The sequence below is a fragment of the Desulfatibacillum aliphaticivorans DSM 15576 genome, assembly GCF_000429905.1.
GTDB lineage: Bacteria > Desulfobacterota > Desulfobacteria > Desulfobacterales > Desulfatibacillaceae > Desulfatibacillum > Desulfatibacillum aliphaticivorans.
The window spans coordinates 269,307-286,996 of record NZ_AUCT01000001.1 but is presented as its reverse complement, the minus strand read 5'-3'; the positions used below and the strand labels follow the sequence as shown (position 1 = coordinate 286,996).

The following is a 17,690-nucleotide window of genomic DNA, read 5'->3' as shown; positions in this document are numbered from 1 at the left end:
GGAGGAAAAAACAATGGGTCAACAACTGTTGGAACCTGATGTTAGTTTTATTAAAGTGCTCAATGAGCGCGGCGGCGACACGCTGAAGAAGTGCTTTCAGTGCGCCACCTGCTCCGTAGCGTGCCCCATTTCTCCGGACAACAAGCCTTTTCCTCGCAAGGAAATGATTGCTGCTTCCTGGGGTCTGAAGGACCGCTTGGTGAACAACGTGGATATCTGGTTGTGCCACCAATGTGGAGACTGCTCCGTCATGTGCCCCCGCGGCGCCCGTCCCGGCGATGTGCTGGGCGCGGTCCGCAACGTGGCCATTGAAGAGAACTCTCCCATTCCGGCGCTGGCCAGGGCCGTAAACGATCCCAAAAAGCTGCCTGTGCTGCTTTTGATCCCGGCCGTCCTGTTCCTGATCATGGGCAAAGTGATCGCTCCCATGCTTTGGGCGGTGATCGGCCCCATCCTGGGCGCCATCTTCCGTTTTGACTACACCCAGACTACCTTCCTGAACTTCTCTCCCGAGTTGTTTCATGGACACATCGCCCACTCGGCGTTTTTCAACACCTGGCTGGTGGATATGATCTTCATCCCCACCGCCATTTTCGCCGTTGTGTGCTTTGCTCTGGGCGTCAAGAAGTTTGCGACCAACATGCATAATGCAGCTGTGGCCGAAGGCAAGGTCAAGGAAACCGAGTTTTCCTGGAAGGGCATTGCCCAGGCTCTGCCCAAGGTCGCCGCCTCCATTCTGCGTCACGAAAAATTCAATGAATGCTCCGAGAACAAGTCCCGCGGCACCTCCCATATGATGGTGTTGTTCGGCTTCATCGGTCTGTTCATTGTCACAACCTGCTTTATGCTCATCCTTTATGGATCAGCCCTGGTAGCCGGGTACGACCATGCATGGCACGGCCCTTACAGCCAGCTTAACCCCATCAAGTGGCTTGCCAATTTTGCCGGCATCGCTTTGCTGATCGGCTCCTTGGCCATGATCAAGAACCGTTTGGGCAAGAGCGAAAACCACCTGAAGAGCAGCTATCCTGACTGGAGCCTTTTGGGTCTGGTGTTGGGTCTGGCCGTTACCGGTCTTGGCGCGGAAGTCACTCGCCTCGCAGGCGCCGAGTTCGTGACCTACCTGACCTACTATGTGCACCTGATTTTTGTGTGGTGCCTGTTTGCTTACGTGCCGTTCTCCAAACTGGCTCACTTGGTTTACAGGACTGTGGCCCTGTGCTACGCCGAGTACGCCGGAAGAGACGCAAAATAAGCATTTGCAGTTCTTTGTTTCCACTGTCGGGGGAAGGTCTTTTTTCATCTCCGAAAAAAGCCTCCCCCGGCTTTTATTTTAAGCCCTGGATTTTTCCTTCCTTTTTTGCCTGATTTCATAATAGAATAATCAATCCATTCAATTCATCACAACCAGTCCGCTTTATAGCCGGCCATCGCCAGTTAAAAAAAAGGGGGATTCCATGCATCGCTATCTGATCGTCGCTGTTTTGGCTTGTTGTTTTGGTTGCGCCTCAACCATGCCGTTGGATAACTCCGCCCGCTCCTCGGCGCCGGGGTCGTTCGTCCAGCTTTCCCAGGGTAAGGTTCATTATAGCCTGGACGGGCCGGAAGACGGCGAGGTCGTTGTGTTGGTTCACGGCTTCTCCACTCCCATGTTCATCTGGGAAAGAACCGTCCCCGCGCTGACGGACGCAGGATTTCAGGTTCTGACGTACGATTTGTACGGCCGCGGATATTCGGACCGCCCGGACGTGAAATACAACGAAGACTTGTTCGACTCCCAACTGGAGGAACTGCTTGACGCCTTGGATATAAAGCAGCCCGTCAATCTTCTGGGTTTGTCCATGGGCGGGGCCATTGTCACCATCTTTACGGCCAGGCATCCTGAAAAGGTCAGCAGGGTAGGTATGATCGCCCCTGCGGGCTTTCCCGTCAAGATTCCTTTCACGGCCAAGCTGGTGCGCATTCCGGGCTTGGGAGATTTCTTGATGAGCGTCATGGGAGACAGGACTATTCGAAAAAGCGCCGCCAAATCGTTTTACGACCAAAGCCAGGTGAAGCCTTTTTTGGCCAAGTTTGACGATCAAATGAAGTATGATGGATACAAGCGGGCCATCTTACGCACACTGAAGGATTTCAACCTGAACGACCAGGAAGAGGCGTTTAAAGCGGTTGGAAAGTTAGGCAAGCCCGTTCTGTTGATTTGGGGAGAGAACGATCAAACCGTGCCCTACGAACACCACGAAAAGGTGATGGCGGCCATTCCTCAAACCGAGTTTCACTCCATTGAAAATGCAGCGCATGTTCCCCATTATGAAAAGCACGGGGTGGTTTCACCGATTATCGCGGCGTTTTTTGAAGATTAGTTCCGGCGCGGTCACAGTCAGGGCAGGCCGAACTCTTTCACCCATTGCTGAAATATTGCAACCTTTTCTTCTCCAAACTTGGCAAGCCCTCCGGCGACCTGATCCACGGATTTTGTTACGCCTTGGGCGTGGCCGTTTTTTGAGTGGAATTTGTCCACGTAGCAGATAATTTTTTCTTCCTGGCTAAGCGGGAGCATATCCCTTTCCGGCAGGCCCATATTAAACAGGGCCGCTTCCTCTTTGGGAATGCCCACGCCTACGTGGCGTTCACAGACCAGACCGTGGCGAGGCATGTTGTCTGCATCCAGGATCTTTTTCCCTTCTATGCCGTGATGCAGATAATGCAGGTCGCCGTGGCAATCCAGGCCGGGAGCGTTGGTGGTGAATATGCCGATGTCATGCAGCATGGCCGCTTCATGGAGAAAATCCAGGTCAATGGAACCAGGGCCGATTCTTTTGGCCAGGGCCACAGCCCTATCCGCCACCCAGGTGGAATGATTCACCAGTATGGCGTAGGCTTTTGATTCGGGATCGTAATATCTTTTTATAATTTCTATGGGGTCCATCTTTCTTCTCTCAATGAAAAAGGCGAAGGCCCTTGCCTTTTAGCCATTGCACGGCGGCCGCGTTAAACATACTGCGGAAGGCCGTTACGCCTCCTACTCCTTTTCGGCCGAAAACAAAATTTATTTCACTAATGAGCGGCTTTTTTTTGTTTTGATCGAACAATACGTCCACAGCCGCCAGGTTGACTCCCGTTCTGTCCTTGAAACCTTTGACGCATTCCACCCCTTCGGCGGTCAGCTCCGGATCGCCTTCCCGGTCGATCAATGCGCCTTTGCCCACGTTGTTTCTAAATTCTCCGGGCGTCTTTTGGCAGCGCCAGTATGTTTTAACCATGTCGCCTATCAGGACCACGCGCAGGTCTTTTCCGCCATGATCCACAAATTCCTGAGCAACGAAACCGCCTCCCTGCTTTTGAAAAAAATCCAAAGCCGTATCAAGTTCATCTTGGCTTGTTATCAGAAAAATGCCGAATCCGCATCCGCCCTGGTTATTTTTCAGGACAAAAGGGCGGGGCAGGGGAGGGCGGTCAGGATCCGGAAATTTCCTCCGCCAGTCGTCCGCGGACTCGAACAATAAGGTTTTGGGGTGCGGCAGGCCGAATTTATTCAATAAAAGAGAATTGCCGACCTTGCCTTCAAAACCGAATCGATTGGAATAGTTGGGGAAAATGCAATCCGTAAAACTCCGGCAGATGGCGTACTGCTCCTGATTGACGCTTTGAGGCACTATAATGGCCGCGGCGTTTTTCAAAATGCCCGCGGTCTGATACTCAGACAGGCTTTTGACCGACAAGGTCAGGCCGAAGTCCCCTTTGAAATGCGGATGCAGCGAAACGATCATTTTATTTATGCCCGGAAAGGAGCACAGCTTCGATAAAGGGGTCGATATCTCCGTCAAGCACGGCGTTCACATTGCCCACGTCCATGTTGATCCGGTGGTCCTTCACCATCTGATAGGGATGTAGGACGTAAGACCGGATCTGGTTGCCGAAGCCGATTTCCTCCTTGGCCTCATAATTGTCCTGCATTTGCTTTTGCTGTTGTTCCTGCTCCACCTGGTACAGCCTGGCTTTCAGGACTTTCATGGCAAGGTCGCGATTTCTGTGCTGGGACTTTTCCTGCTGGCATTGGACGACAATGCCTGTGGGGATGTGCAGAATCCGCACGGCGGAACTGGTCTTGTTTACATGCTGGCCGCCCGCGCCGCTGGCCCGGAACACGTCAATTCGCAGATCCTTTTCGTTCACGTCCACCACGATTTCCTGGTCTATTTCAGGGTAGACCGCGACGGATGCAAAGGAGGTCTGGCGCTTGCCGTTGGAGTTGAAGGGAGAAATGCGGACAAGGCGATGGACGCCTTCTTCGGTCTTCAGATATCCGTAGGCATAGTCGCCGGTTACGGTAAAGGTGACGCCTTTGACCCCGGCTTCGTCGCCCGGCTGATAATCTATGATGGAGTACGAGAAGCCCTTTTGCTCCACCCACCGGAGATACATGCGCAAAAGCATTTCCGCCCAGTCCTGGGCGTCGGTTCCGCCTGCGCCGGCATTGATGGCCACAATGGCGTTGCGGGCGTCGTCTTCGCCGTCCAGCATGCGGCTGAGGGACAGCTTGTCTATGCCTTTTTCAATTTTGACAAGGTGTTGGCGGGCCTCTTCAATGGTTTGGCCGTCCTCTTCCTCCACGCCCAATTCCAGAAGGACCTCTGCTTCGGACAACTCTTCTGCGAGCTTCTCCCAGCCTTCCACCAGAGAGGTAATGCTTGTGCGTTCCTTTAATATGGCTGTATTTTTATCAGGCGAGTCCCAGAACCCATCCTGGGCCATGATGGACTCAATTTCGGCTAATCTTTGCTTTTTACTTTCTAAGTCAAAGATACTCCTTCAATTGAACTAATTTTTCCTGGAGATCTTTGATTAATTGTTTCAACTCGCTGCTCATGATCGCCTCCTGTATACAAGCCCGTTTTCGGGATTATTCATTAAGAGAAACCCTTTAATAATGACGCATTCTAAAAAATTTGTAAAGATGAATTAGAGGGCTGAAAACTCCGGACAGGACGCCGGAGAAAATGGCCGGGCCAAGCGCCGCCGGAATATATCTTGCCAAAAAAGGGTGAGGCGCTTTACTAAAGAAAGACAGGTCAAAGATTCCCAAAGCCCCATGAAATCATGTCTGATGGAGGATGCTATGAAAAAATCGTTCGGACCGCAAACCTACCTCCCCGCAACGCCCGTGCTCCTGGTGGGAACCTACGACAAAGAGGGAAAGCCCAATCTGATGACCGCCGCCTGGGGCGGCATCTGCTGCTCCAATCCTGTGTGCATGACTGTGTCCCTGCGTAAAGCGACTTATTCCTATTCAGGGATAGTGGAGCGCAAGGCCTTTACGCTTGGAGTTCCCTCACAGTCGCAGGTCAAGGAAGCAGACTATATGGGCATCGTGAGCGGCGCCAAGGTGGACAAGTTCGCGGAGGCGGGCTTTCATGCAGTAAAGGGCGATTTTGTGGACGCCCCATACGCCGAAGAAATCCCCTTCGTTGTGGAGTGCGAGCTGGTGCAAAGCATGGAATTGGGCTTGCACACCATGTTTGTGGGCAAGGTCATGGATGTGAAGGCGGATGAGTCCGTACTGGCGGAGGACGGCCTGCCGGACGTCTCCCTGATCAAGCCCATTGTCTACGATCCCATGCACAAAATATACAGCGGCTTGGGCGAGTCCCTGGGCAAGGGCTTTTCCGTGGGCAGGAAGTAGACGGAAGGGGCGGAAAATTTCGCCTTTGCCAAATTCGATTTTGAACGGATTCTCCCGCCCCCAAAGCCTTATGGGGGCGGGAGATCTTTCACAGCAATCGGCTTGTTTTACCCCGGAAAGCACCTGCAGGGCGCCTTCAATTATGGAGAGACTCCGGAAACCACCTGCAAGGCCCCGACAGCGTCTTCAACCCCAATTTTCCCGTCATAGTTAAAATCCCCTTTGGGGCTGCTCAGATAGCCCAGGTCCCCGAACATGAGCGGGTTTTCCTTGGTGGGAATCCGTACGTTGTCCACCTTGGCGTTCAGGGTGGTCGCACCCGGGTCCACGCTCATGAAAATGCGAATGCTGTCATCCCTGTATGTAATGTTCGAGGGCAAGGGAACGGAGAATGAGCCCCGGCCTTCCGACCAGAACACAACATTGTCGTTGACCACGGCCAGCCCCATGGGCACGGGCTGGTTCAAGCTCCAGCCGTAGGTTTGGTTGACGCGTACAATTTCGCGATAAATGCCGCCGGCGTCGTTGCGTTCCCGGACCCGGCAGTGGATGCGTGTGTTTCCTCCGCTCCATTCCGAACGGATTTGGGCGGATATGTAAGTTCCTCTATTCGTGTCCGCCACGTTCAGCCGCAGGCCCACGGCGGCCCACTCGCTTTGGGCGGAGGTCGTGACGGTGAGCACGGTAACGTCGGCTATAAGGCCTATGGCGTCGCCCTTGGCTCTTCTAATCTGGCCGTCGGAAGCGTCCTGGTCCGTGGAGGTGCATTCAAAAAAATAGCGGCTGTTATCCACGGGGTCGATATCAAGATCAGCGCCGAATTCCTCCTCTTCCGTCCATGTGGAAAGGTCTTCCTTGTCATAGCCCCCATGCCTGATGACGTGGGCCGAACGGTTAAGCACCTGGTCGGTGTAGCGCGTATTTGTGTCCGACTCCGGATGATATTGCAACGCCCTGATCACTACCGGGTAGTCAACGCCGTTCTTAAACAGGTCCCCAGTATAGGTATAGGAATAAGGATCGGAAGATCCGGTGTCGGGAATCGGCGGAGAGAAGAAAAGCGGCTGGGAGAAAACAGGCTCCCGGTTCTGGTCCGGGGGGAAAATCACCACATCGTAGGCGTCGGCGCCTGCCGCGCCGTTCCAGGAGAACGTGGGGTTTTCGCCCGCAGTAGCCGACACGGAGGTGACAACCGGCAACTGCACCAGTGAATTGGATGGAATTTGCCATACGCTTTGGGCGGACGGCCCCACGGCAAAGGTATAATCGCCCACCCAGGTCTCGCCCGGCACGTCGTAACCTCCTCCCAGATACCAGGGAAGCAGTCCGTCCGAGGAAAGGTGGTTAAAACTATAATAAGGCCCATTGTAGGTTAATTCATGAAGGCCTGTGCGAATGGACACCAGTCTGACGGGAAAAGGCGCGTCTCCGTCCGTAAGGGCGCTGCCGATCATAAACCACCGAGGCTGATCATTGGCCCATGGATGGCCGTCAGCGTAATAATAATCCTGGGATGAATACTGGCGGTTTTCCGACATAACGGCCGCGTGATGAAAAACCTCGGCGGCGAAAAGCGCCGGGGCGGCAAAACACATCAATGCTGCGCACAAAGTGAACATCGCCATTGGGAACCTGGCTTTTTTCATGGCTTATCCTCCAAAAAATTCTTGTTATCCTGTCTTATATGCTGTTTCCGGCAATTTGGGGGCAGGCGGGGGACCGGACGGCGTCCGCTCCGGCGGTTTGTGGGGACTCTTCAAATAGCGCTGGCAATGCGATATCGGCCTTAATTCATAAAGATTTTTAAGGCGGTCTATAGGGCAGGTCCCCGATCATTTTTTGCAAAAATAAATAATGTACGGGCATCATACTGCAGGAAAAAAGGAATATCAAATTTTTTTACACGATCGGACAAGAACTTCGAAAATATACCCGAAAACAGCGCTATCACTTGGTTTTTGGGCCGGCGAACATGAGAATAATCACCAATCCCATGCAGATGAAAGCGAAGAGATCGCCCAGTTCCGTATACAGGGTCCCGGTTTTTAGAAGCGGAAGGCTTGTTGTTCTGGTATCCTCGACGAACAGGTTCGTGGCCGCCAAAATTTTGCCCGTGGGATCGATGAAACCGCTGACGCCCGTGTTGGCCGCCCTGGCCACGGCTCTACGATTTTCCACGGCGCGGAAAACCGCGGTGGAAAAATGCTGGTAGGGGGCGCTGGATCTTCCGAACCAGGCGTCGTTTGTGATGGTCACCAGCAGATTGGCGCCGTCAAGGACCTGATGCCGGGCAAGGGAGGGGAAAATAATTTCGTAGCAAATGAGGACGCCCAGGTTCACCCCGTTGGCGGGCAGGGCTTCGCCTTTTCGTCCCGGGGAAAAGTCGCTGACTTGCTCCACCAGGTTATTGATAAAGGGCATGTACTTTTTCAGGGGCACGTATTCCCCCCAAGGGACCAAATGGGCTTTGTCGTACTTACCGAGGACTTTGCCGTTTTGCCCGATTAGAAAGGCGCTGTTGTAAAAAATCGGGTCTTTTTCCGTGCGCTCAAAAGACATGCTGCCCGTAAGCAGATATAGATTGTCTTCCCGGGCTTCGTTCAGCACGCGGGCCGTTAAAAAAGGCTCTGTGGCCGAAAAATAAAAAGGCATGGCGCTTTCGGGCCAGATCGCCAATTCCGTCTTGGGGCTTACGGCGCTTTTGGTAAGGCGGACATAGGTGTCTACGGTGTGCTCCTGATAGGCCGGGTTCCACTTGATGTTCTGGTCGATATTGCCCTGGATCACGGCGACTTCTATGGCCTCGGCGTTTTTGCAGGATTGCTTCACCTGGTCCAGGCGGAGCACTCCGTAATAATAGGCGCCGCCCACAATCATGCCGGTGAGCAAAATGGCCAGCATTCCTCGCGTCCTGGATAACGTGGGGCCGAACAGCGTGCCCGAATACAGGGACGCTCCCAAAAGGTATAGGCCGTAGTTGACCAGGATGATTAGGGCGGAAACGCCATAGGCGCCCGTCAGGTCGGCAATCTGGATGATTTCAAGATTTTGATATTGGGTGTGGCCCAAAAGCCCCCATGGAAAACCGGTGATGAGATAGGTGCGGGCGTACTCCAGGCACACCCATAAGGCCGGCGCAAAAAACAGACTACGCAAGGGCCGGACAGGGCCTTTTCGTGTGAACGCGGCAAACAGGCCCATGTAGACGGATAAATAAACGGCCAGCAGGAACAATAAGGGAAATGAGGCGTACCATGGAATCCCCCCGTATTGACGCATGACTCCGTCCACCCAGTAAACCAGTCCAATATTATGAATCAGGCCGGTCAGGAATCCCAGGCCGAAAGCCGCGCTCCATGATTTGTTGCGCACGGCGAACAAGAGAGGCAGAAAGGCGAACCATGCGATCCACCATAAATCCGCCTGGGGATAAGCCAAGGTCAGGAGCACGCCCGAGCACATGGCTGCCATTAAACGGATCAGTGGGCCTTTTATGCTTTCCTTGAAAAAAACCGCCACGTTCCGATGTCCTCGCTATTCAATATCGAACCCAAAAAAAGCTGTCTGAGGGGCTAACCAAAACAGCCTGAGTCAAATTTCTCTATTCGTTCAAATCCCCGCCCTTTTGCTGTAAGAATCCGTTCCTGCATTTTTAATGCAGGCGGCGTCTTATCTACTTGTAATATCCGGCGTTTTGTTGCCCGGGAAGGGATTTTTGTGAATATACAGCCGAAAAAAATCATGGATGTTTTCCGGAAACAAATAATGCCTCGAAAAATCAGGCTTTGTCAATGCCTCCCGAGATTGTTTTTCTGCATGAGAGTATGAAATGCATCATAAAGATGGGCGGAACAGGCGAGAATTGAAAGCGCGGAACGGTTTTTTAACCGGTCCGCGCTATTTGCACTGCGTTAATAGACGCCCATGCTATGCAGCAGGCTCTTCAATGAACAATTGTTGAAACACCCGGTAACCCGGCATATGGGGTTTAAATAAAAGAAAATAGGCGGCCGCGCCAAACGCCGCCAGGCCAATAATAAACCCAAGCCCCTGGCTGCCCAGCAACTTGCCTATGTAATGGACGGCCAGTCCGGCCCCTCCGGCGGAAAGCAGGCTGACCGCAAAAATTGCGGTAAGAAGCCATACTCCCAGCATCACGGGATTTTGGCGGGATTTTTCCTTAGGCAGGGTGGCGTCCATGGCCGCGCCTTGGGCGATCCACCGGATGACCGGTATCCCCAGGCCGGGAACCACAAACAGGCCCATGCCCAAAAGGGTGTAGCATACATTGGAGGTTAAAAATCCCAGGCCCATGTGCATACCCGGCGCCCAGGGCGCCCCGTTGTTCACCGACGAATCGTACAAAAAGCGCTGCCAGCCCAGGCCGTCCCAACCATGGAGTAAAATAAAAAACATGAAAAAATATCCGAGAAACCATTGCATGTGGGCGGCGAAAAACTTCCCCATGCGAATGAATTTGTACGAAATCCAAAAACCTAATATTCCCTGGGTGATGTTGGTCACGGAAAAAATCACTACAAGCCAGGCCGGCAGATCCAAATGCGACCTGGCGACCTGCATGGTCTCCCAATCCGGAAAATTCCAAAGCAGGTAAATGCCTGACGGCGCGAATATGCACGAAAGAAAAAGCAGATTGTATACAAAATACTTGGAGGTAAAAGGCTTATCCTCCTCCTTCAACTGCCTGGCCGCCGCCGAGGCGAACGTCGATCCCAGGGCGTAAGCCCAAAACACGTCAACCTGTACCATGATATCCCTCCCGGTTTGCTTTGATTAACTATAGACCCCTCTAAACAATCATGTTCAAACCGGCTTATAGAAGGCCGCCGGCGCTATATCTCATTCATGACCTCGCCTCAGCCCATGCCGTTGATCATGAGTCCTGCGATGGTCCTGGACCAGCGCTTGGTCACGGCTTCCGGATCGGACGCGGCCATCACGTCGCGCACACCGGCGACCAACACTCCGGTGATCGCCTTGGACAGGATGAGCGTGTCCAGATCCTGGCGTAAAAATCCCTTTTTAACCCCGTTGATGAAATACAACTCCGTGGCCTGGGCGATGGCGTCCAGCAGGGCTTCCATCCTCGCGTTTAAAGCCGGGTCCACGCCCAGGGCTTCGTAAAAAAGGATGGGGCCGAACCGCATATCCTCCCGGAACACTTCAAAGATGCGTTCGCCCAGACGGATGATCTGCTGGTGGTATTCTTCGGCGGAGTTGGTCGCCGTGGGATAGTCCGACTCCACGATGGACGCGACCTTGCCGATAATCAGATCGATGACCGAAATGAAGATGTCCAGTTTGTTTTCAAAATACCGGTAAAAGGTTCCGTGGCCCATGCCGAGCCGCTGGGCGATGTCGGATATCTTGGTGGCGTGATATCCGTTTTCCGCAAAGGCGTCCATGGCCGCGGCCAGTATTTCAGCCCGTTTTTGTTCCGTCTTGTCGGGCTGGGCGGTTTTTGAGCTTTTTCCTTGCATCGTGAAAAACGGTCCTTTTATTTTCATGGATGAGCATTGATGACGCAGGATCAAAAACGGAATGACTCGTCATTCTGTACATTCGGATGAAAATTTGTGCAAGAAAAATTTTTCACGATGTGAAAAATACCAAACTTCCTGCCAATCATTAACCTTTGCAGTTGCAAAGGCAAGGATCCAAGGCTTGCCCTGCATCTTTAGGGTGGCCCAGGCAATGTAGTGTATTGCCTGGGTTGCTTTAGCAACAAAAGGAGCGGCCGGGATTGTTTGAGGAGTTTGGACAAGGTCGGCGGGCGAATGGACTCGGTTGATGCCAAGTTGGTGTCATTCGAGTAACTTGCTCATTCGTTTTCCTGGCTTTAGATCCACACCCCGCCGCTATCGGGGAATGACGTTGGGTCCCCGTTTCCGGGAGAGCGTCACGATGATTGCAAAACAGCCGACATCATCCCGCCGCCCTCCCTCCACGGGGATGACGGAGAGCGGCGGCCATACCAGGAACGCTGGGGAGAGGCCGCCCCCGGCAGCCTCATAAAAGGGCTTCAAGCGCCCTTTGCACTTTCGCTTACCGCAAACAATTGTCATCCCGGCAAGGGACGGCCTGTTTTTTTAGGCCCGCCCGCAAGCCGGGACCCAGCGTTTTGATTTAATCAGGAATATTATTACCTTTGAATGCAACTTGGTATGAATCCGTAGTTTGGCGCTGGATAGGGCGTTCGTGCACGCACCCATAATGGATTCTGCAGGCAGACCGGTTAAACTACATGTGCTTGCGCACCCCGGCAGGATACTGCTCTGCCGGGGCTGCCCTACCGAAGGTGCACGGCCTTTTGTTGGGCAGAGCATTGGAAGTGGTATTTGAGGTTCTGTTGGATGCTTTTTGCAAGCATGCATGTAAGGTTAAAAATATCTCCGCTGAACCCAACAAAAGACCTTTACGGCTTCTGTTCTCGGAAGAGCTTTGCAAGGCAAAGGGGGCGGCAAGATTTTATCAGGAATCCTTGGCGATGTGTTTGATGAGGTGGCCCAGTTCGGGAAAGATGAGGGATGTGCAGGCCAGCTTGCAGGCGCCCAGGCTGCCCGGCATGCAAAAGACGGCGGTTTTTCCCACGACCCCGGCGGCCGCCCTGGACAGCATGGCGGCGGAGCCGATTTCTTCGAAGCTTAACTGGGCGAAAAGCACGCCGTAGGCGGTGAGTTCCTTGTCAAACAGGGGGCGCACCGCCTCTACGGTCACGTCCGACGGGGTGACTCCGGTGCCGCCGTTGATGAGCACCACGGAGACCTCCCCGGATTGGACCAGCCTTTTCACGGCGCTTTGGATTTCCGGCGCCGAATCGGGCGTCACAAAGTGCTCGATCACTTTATGCCCCTGTTCCCTCAACTGCTCCGCTATCCAATGGCCGCTTTTGTCCTGTTCCAGGCTTCGGCTGGTGGACACAGTAATAACGGCCGCGTTTACGGAAACAGGGGCCTGGCTTTTATGTTCACGGACTCCCATGATAGGCGCCTTATCGCCGGGCGAGACTAGTCCAGGACGTCGTCGTCCGAGTCATCGTCATTGTCGTCAGCGCTGTCAGCGCTGTCGTCGCTGGAGTCGCCCAGGTCCAGGTCGTCGCTTTCCAGGATGTCTTCTTCCGGCATATCGTCATCCACGTCATCATCGTCTGACTCGTCTACCTCTTCGGCCTTGAAAACTTCTTCCACAATGACGTCGATTTCATCCACATACCCTTCCTTGACTTCCTCCCTGTTGGGTCCGTAGAGTTGATTGACAAGGTCAACCATATCCATGGCCACATGTTCGGGCGGATACATGCCGTGGGTGCGGAGGATGTCCACCACAGCCATTTTTCCCTGGGACAGGGCGGCTTGAATGGCCTCTCCGTCCACTTCCCGGGAGCCCATGATGGACAAATGCTCGTCCACTCCGCGGGCGAATTCGCTGATGGTGAGTTTGTTTTTAGAATCATCCCGGGTAAGGACATATCTATATTTCATCTAAGATTTCTCCTCGTAGCGCTTTTGGGCGCGTTTTGATTACGCCTTGCGGCGGCAGGAAAACCAACCCTAATAAAACAGGAACTCAAGAACCATAAAAACAGACGGCTGTCAACAAGACGCAAAACATTTTCCTGACTTGGCAGCCGATAAAATTTTGTGGCGCTTTAGGTCGCGGCCGGATACAAATCCGCCTTCGCTCGTACAGGCCCGTCCATGGGGGGGGTAAATCCAAACACCGTCTTTAAAAGGTTCATAAGAATCATAAAGGTGGCCCCCCAAAGAATATCGCGCGAGCCGTCCTTTCCGGCCACGGCGAAGCAGGGGAGGTTCCAGACGTCCGTTCCCGCCAGTTCCCGGTATTTTCCGGTGAGCTTGAGGGAGTACAACCCGTAATTGTCGGGATCCCACAAGTCCTCCAACGGCAGGCAGACGTTTTTTTCAATTTCATAGCTTATTTTGAATTTGACAGGCTTGGTCAGACGCCCAACCATGGGATATACGATCTTGCGTCTGCCCACAAGCCTATAACACGGCAAAGCTCCCAAAAAATCAATTTTTCGCGGCCCCACCCGCATTTCCTCCCAGCACTCCCTCAGGGCGTTGGCAAGGTAAAACGAGATAGTCTCAAAGGTTTTCGGCCTCCGTTGTCTGGCGGCTGCATACCCTTGGCTCTTCCGCATGGGCAGGACGTAAGGGATGATCCAGTTCGCCATGAAACGATCCGCAATAGGCAGGGGATGTCCGCCGGGAAAGCATAGATCTCCCGGCTGCGAGACCTCCTGGGACCTTTTATTCAGAATAAATGACAGGCCGTTTTTCCCTTCGGCCATCAGGACGAGCACGCCCGCCTCCTGCCAGGATATCCCTTTTTTCTTCTGGCTGCCCACAAAGGCCTTTTCCTCTTCATAATCAAGAGGGGCGCCGGCCAGGGCGTCCGTCACTTTTTCTATGGTCCTTCTATATGGCGTCACAACAAAACCTGCGTATATAGCCGCCCCCGCGCATGATGGTTTTCAAGGCTGCGCCCATACAAAAACGGGCGAAGAGGCTTATTTTAAAATTTAAGTCATTTTCCGGGTAGGGCCGGGGGCGTCCCCCGGGCCTTGCAGGAGGAAATAACCTTAGCAAGCAAGGGCGGAGCCGTCAAAGTAAAAACAGGGTTAAAAATACAGATATTGCTCGCTCACGTCCGGGGCGGGGAGGATTTGCGCCTCCTCCAGGGTCAGGGTCGGCAGCTTCCGGCCCATCACGTCCTCCTTGCTGCACACGCCTCGCACCCGCACCCATTGGTCGTTTTTCAGGGATTCCAGGCTTTTTCCCTTTACAAAGACTCCAACCGGAACCGCGTCGGCCGCACAGCATGTTATATAAAAACGGAAGACCATGCCCAGGCCTTCGGGCGCGTCCTCCGGAGCGTAGTACATGCCTTCGGTCAACACTTCCCCGCCCTCATAATCCTCCCAGTTGCGGAGCAGCTTGCTTAGGAGCACCGGCTTCTCCTCTTTCTTCACCGGCGGCAGGTCCTTGATGGCCATGGTCCATAAGCTGGGATCGTCCCGCTCGATCTTTTGCTTCAAAGACTTGCCTGGCACGGAGGTTCCCAAAGCCCTTTTGGAAAGGGCGAAGCCGCCTAAACCCGTATTATGGGCACCGATGATGAACAAAATGGGCAGCAGCAGGAATCCCGCCCGAATCCATTGTATATGCGAGGAGCCGCGGGCGTGTTTTCCACGCCCGGCGGAAACCGCGGCCAGGGCGAATAACCCCGCGATTATCAGCCCCATGTACATCAGGCCCGCAAACCTGGGCTGTAAAAAAGCCAGATACCGGTCCTGCTCAAGCAGCCATCCGTAGGCAAGCACCCAGGCGATAAGCACCCAGGGCAACAATCGTACCGCAAACCATTTTTCCAGGATATGGATGGTGGACCTCATAGGCTGATGTACTCCATGACAAGCAAGCTGAAAAAGACCAGTCCTGCGGTCAGTGCGCTAAGTGTGATGATCGCCCGTTTTTTAAACAAACTTAAATACATAAGCATCAATTTGATATCCAGCATGGGACCCAGAACCATAAAGGCCATCTGGGCGGAAAAAGGCATGCCCGTATACCGGAACGACGCGGCGACGAAGGCGTCCGCCTCGCTGCACAGGCTCAGGACTACGGCCAGGACCATCATAAGCAGGATGGAGAAGACCGGGACGCCTACGGCGGCGGCGAAAAGATCCCGTGAGATCATGGTCTGCATGAGCGCCGCCACAAAGGCCCCGATGATCAGGAATCGGCCTATGTCGAAAAAATCCTCCGCCCCGTGAACCAGGCCCGCACGGAGCCGGTGGAAAAATCCCCCGCCGTCATGGGAGTCATGGCAGCAGTCGCATCCTACGTGATTTTCCGGCAGGATGGCCTGTTCCCTTGTGAAGAACATGTCCATGAGGACTCCCGCCGCCGAGGCGATGGCGAAGCCCAAAAAAAGCCGGATCGCGGCGACCTTCCACATCATGCCGTAGGCCGCCAGGGTGGACGCCGCTACCAGGGGATTTACAATGGGGCCGCCCAGCAAATAAGCCACGGCCGCGCCCAAAGGCAGGCCTTTTTTCACAAGGCGCCTCACCACCGGGACGATGGCGCACTCGCACACGGGAAAGATCAAGCCCAGTCCCGCAGCCAGAAAAATGGTCAACACCGGCCGGTTGGGCAGCAGATTGGCGATTTTCTCCCGGGGGGCGAAGACTTCAATCAAGCCTCCGATGAGTGCGCCCAGGAGCATGAAGGGAAAGGCTTCCAGAACAATGGACGAAAAAATAATGCTGAAGGTCTGAAATTCCTCCCGCCTTCCCCACAAAATGAAAAAGAGCGCCGCAGCGAACAAAAACAAGCCTTGAATCCACAAGCCGGCGCGGCCGGACTTGGGCTCGGCGTGCTCATGCCCGCAAACAGGGTGGATAGGCGTTAAATGAATAGTCGGTTTTTCCATGATTCCGCAATGCAGTGTTAAAAAGAAGGGGCTCCGCGCCCCTAAAGAATAAGGCCGGCCCTTGCGGCGCCGGCCTCGTGGATTTTTGCTTTATTGGCTCAATGCCTGGGAAATGGCTGTCGCCATGCTCTTCATGTTGGTAAAGTAGTCCCGCGCCAACGGATTCAGGGCAAGAACCGCGCCGTTAATGGATCGGGCGATGTTTTCCGCCGCGTTCTTGTCAAACTGGGGCTGGACGAAGATCACCCGCACGTTGTCCTTTTTGGCTTTGGCGATAAACTGGGCCAGCTCCCGGCCTTTGGGCGTTTTTCCTTCCAACTCAACGGCCAGTTGCTTCAACCCGTAGGCGTCGCACAAGTAGCCGTATGCCGGATGGAACACAAAGACCGTGCTCCCCTTGACAGGCTTTAAAGCCTGGGAGATTTCACGGTCCAGACCGTCCAGCCCCTTTAAAAAGCTTTCCAGGTTGGCTTCGTAAAAAGCCTTTCCCTCGGGATCCAGGTCGATTAGCGCATGGCAAATGGTTTTCGCCTGGATTTTCACCAGATTGGGATCCAGCCAGATATGAGGATCCTTGCCCCGTGCGTGATCGTCCAAAGACTCGCCATGATGATCGCCGTCATGCTCATCTGCGTCGTGACGATGCTCTTCGCCCTCGTCCCCGTGCTCCTCCATGTCGTGGTGTTCCTCCTCGCCCTCATGGTGGTGATGGCCGGACATGGTGCGCAGGCGAATTCCCTGACGGGTGTCCACAACCAGGGTGTTGGGCGCAGCGGTTTTAATCTTGGGCATGAGCGCGTTTTCAAAGGGCACGCCGATGCGGAAAAACACCTTGGCCTTGGCAAGGCCCGACATCTGGGCCGGGGTGGGGGAATACACGGCGGGGCTTTTGCCCGGGGGGATCAAGACGTCGACGCTCACCCTGTCGCCGCCAATCTGCCCCACAAAAAAAGCCTGGGGCGAAATGCTGACATAAACCGGCATGGGGGCGTCGCCCGCAAAGGCTCCCGGCGCCCATAGCTCCAGGACGCAAAAAAACACTAGCATACGAAATAATATTTTCATAAGTCGCTCCAACGGAAAAACCACGTGAATAAACAGACGGATTCTAAAATGATGCTATAGTACGGCCGAGAAATGAAATCCAGGCGGCCCCCTGGAACACGGGGCGTCTATATTGGCGCCGGCCAACCTTTCCTGCGCAGCTTCAACAAGGCAAGACGCCGCCTCCTGCGCCCTTTCCATTGAAAAAGCCTTGAACTTTGCAGCGTTTTGGGGAACCGCGGAGTGCACAAGGCATAGCGGGCAGTCGTGTTTGTGCAAAGACGAGCCGCTAAGAGACGGCCCTTTATGGGGATGGCCGAAGCGGCCGCCCAATTGGCAATCGTGGCGGCAATGGTGATGATCGCCGTAGGCCAGGTGCAGGCCGTAAAAGGTCGGCGCCATGGAAAACAAAAGGGCGGGTATGATTATAAGCAAACGGACTATTTTGTTCATAATCATGGATCCCGTCCTTGTTTAACTA

17 protein-coding genes are annotated in these 17,690 nt (G+C 54.0%); 3 read left to right on the top strand and 14 right to left on the bottom strand.

Annotated elements, in window-relative coordinates:
• The first annotated feature begins 13 nt into the window (after nt 1-13).
• Both qmoC and G491_RS28945 read left to right on the top strand, forming a co-directional pair.
• A complete protein-coding gene (qmoC, locus tag G491_RS0101300) occupies nt 14-1,255 on the top strand; it encodes a quinone-interacting membrane-bound oxidoreductase complex subunit QmoC (RefSeq protein ID WP_012610698.1) in 1,242 nt (413 codons plus the stop codon).
• Between the two features lie 202 nt (nt 1,256-1,457).
• Nucleotides 1,458-2,363, top strand: coding sequence for an alpha/beta fold hydrolase (locus G491_RS28945; protein WP_051326945.1), 906 nt, complete (start codon nt 1,458-1,460; stop codon nt 2,361-2,363).
• A gap of 17 nt (nt 2,364-2,380) precedes the next feature.
• On the opposite strand, the gene G491_RS0101290 is transcribed toward G491_RS28945, so the two are convergent.
• The 3 genes from G491_RS0101290 to prfB form a co-directional block, all read right to left on the bottom strand.
• On the bottom strand, nt 2,381-2,929 hold the full coding sequence (locus G491_RS0101290) for an HD domain-containing protein (RefSeq protein ID WP_012610696.1): 549 nt from the start codon (nt 2,927-2,929) through the stop codon (nt 2,381-2,383).
• 10 nt (nt 2,930-2,939) lie between these two features.
• Complete coding sequence (locus tag G491_RS0101285; protein WP_028313300.1) at nt 2,940-3,770, bottom strand: ATP-grasp domain-containing protein; 831 nt, start codon at nt 3,768-3,770, stop codon at nt 2,940-2,942.
• 1 nt (nt 3,771) lies between these two features.
• Nucleotides 3,772-4,870 (bottom strand): peptide chain release factor 2 gene (prfB, locus tag G491_RS0101280; RefSeq protein ID WP_136360590.1). Its coding sequence is split into 2 segments (ribosomal slippage): nt 3,772-4,800 and nt 4,802-4,870, totalling 1,098 coding nucleotides; the frame shifts between segments, so codons are not numbered across the junction.
• 249 nt (nt 4,871-5,119) lie between these two features.
• Here prfB and G491_RS0101275 point away from each other — a divergent pair.
• Nucleotides 5,120-5,683, top strand: a complete 564-nt coding sequence (locus G491_RS0101275) for a flavin reductase family protein (RefSeq protein WP_028313299.1) — start codon at nt 5,120-5,122, stop codon at nt 5,681-5,683.
• A gap of 140 nt (nt 5,684-5,823) precedes the next feature.
• Here the strand turns inward: G491_RS0101275 and G491_RS0101270 are convergent, their stop codons facing one another.
• From G491_RS0101270 to G491_RS0101220, 11 genes are all read right to left on the bottom strand, one after another.
• Nucleotides 5,824-7,329, bottom strand: a complete 1,506-nt coding sequence (locus G491_RS0101270; protein WP_028313298.1) for a hypothetical protein — start codon at nt 7,327-7,329, stop codon at nt 5,824-5,826.
• A gap of 301 nt (nt 7,330-7,630) precedes the next feature.
• Nucleotides 7,631-9,202, bottom strand: coding sequence for an apolipoprotein N-acyltransferase (gene lnt / locus G491_RS0101265; RefSeq protein WP_028313297.1), 1,572 nt, complete (start codon nt 9,200-9,202; stop codon nt 7,631-7,633).
• A gap of 408 nt (nt 9,203-9,610) precedes the next feature.
• Nucleotides 9,611-10,453, bottom strand: a complete 843-nt coding sequence (locus tag G491_RS0101260; protein WP_028313296.1) for a hypothetical protein — start codon at nt 10,451-10,453, stop codon at nt 9,611-9,613.
• A gap of 107 nt (nt 10,454-10,560) precedes the next feature.
• Nucleotides 10,561-11,184: a TetR/AcrR family transcriptional regulator gene (locus G491_RS0101255; RefSeq protein ID WP_028313295.1), complete on the bottom strand. Its 624-nt coding sequence runs from the start codon at nt 11,182-11,184 to the stop codon at nt 10,561-10,563.
• A 991-nt stretch (nt 11,185-12,175) separates the two neighbouring features.
• Nucleotides 12,176-12,685, bottom strand: coding sequence for a MogA/MoaB family molybdenum cofactor biosynthesis protein (locus G491_RS0101250; RefSeq protein WP_028313294.1), 510 nt, complete (start codon nt 12,683-12,685; stop codon nt 12,176-12,178).
• 26 nt (nt 12,686-12,711) lie between these two features.
• A complete protein-coding gene (locus tag G491_RS33175) occupies nt 12,712-13,185 on the bottom strand; it encodes a hypothetical protein (protein WP_012610687.1) in 474 nt (157 codons plus the stop codon).
• Between the two features lie 167 nt (nt 13,186-13,352).
• Nucleotides 13,353-14,159, bottom strand: a complete 807-nt coding sequence (locus G491_RS0101240) for an NUDIX hydrolase (RefSeq protein ID WP_136360589.1) — start codon at nt 14,157-14,159, stop codon at nt 13,353-13,355.
• Between the two features lie 189 nt (nt 14,160-14,348).
• Nucleotides 14,349-15,122 (bottom strand): TIGR03943 family putative permease subunit, encoded by a 774-nt coding sequence (locus G491_RS0101235; protein WP_028313293.1) that lies wholly within the window; start codon nt 15,120-15,122, stop codon nt 14,349-14,351.
• Nucleotides 15,119-16,165, bottom strand: a complete 1,047-nt coding sequence (locus tag G491_RS0101230; protein ID WP_051326944.1) for a permease — start codon at nt 16,163-16,165, stop codon at nt 15,119-15,121. Before G491_RS0101230 ends, G491_RS0101235 begins: the two co-directional genes overlap by 4 nt.
• A gap of 90 nt (nt 16,166-16,255) precedes the next feature.
• Nucleotides 16,256-17,230 carry a metal ABC transporter solute-binding protein, Zn/Mn family gene (locus G491_RS0101225; RefSeq protein WP_028313291.1) on the bottom strand — a complete coding sequence of 325 codons (975 nt, stop codon included), beginning with the start codon at nt 17,228-17,230 and terminating at the stop codon, nt 16,256-16,258.
• A 54-nt stretch (nt 17,231-17,284) separates the two neighbouring features.
• Nucleotides 17,285-17,668: a hypothetical protein gene (locus G491_RS0101220; protein ID WP_028313290.1), complete on the bottom strand. Its 384-nt coding sequence runs from the start codon at nt 17,666-17,668 to the stop codon at nt 17,285-17,287.
• Nucleotides 17,669-17,690 lie beyond the last annotated feature (22 nt).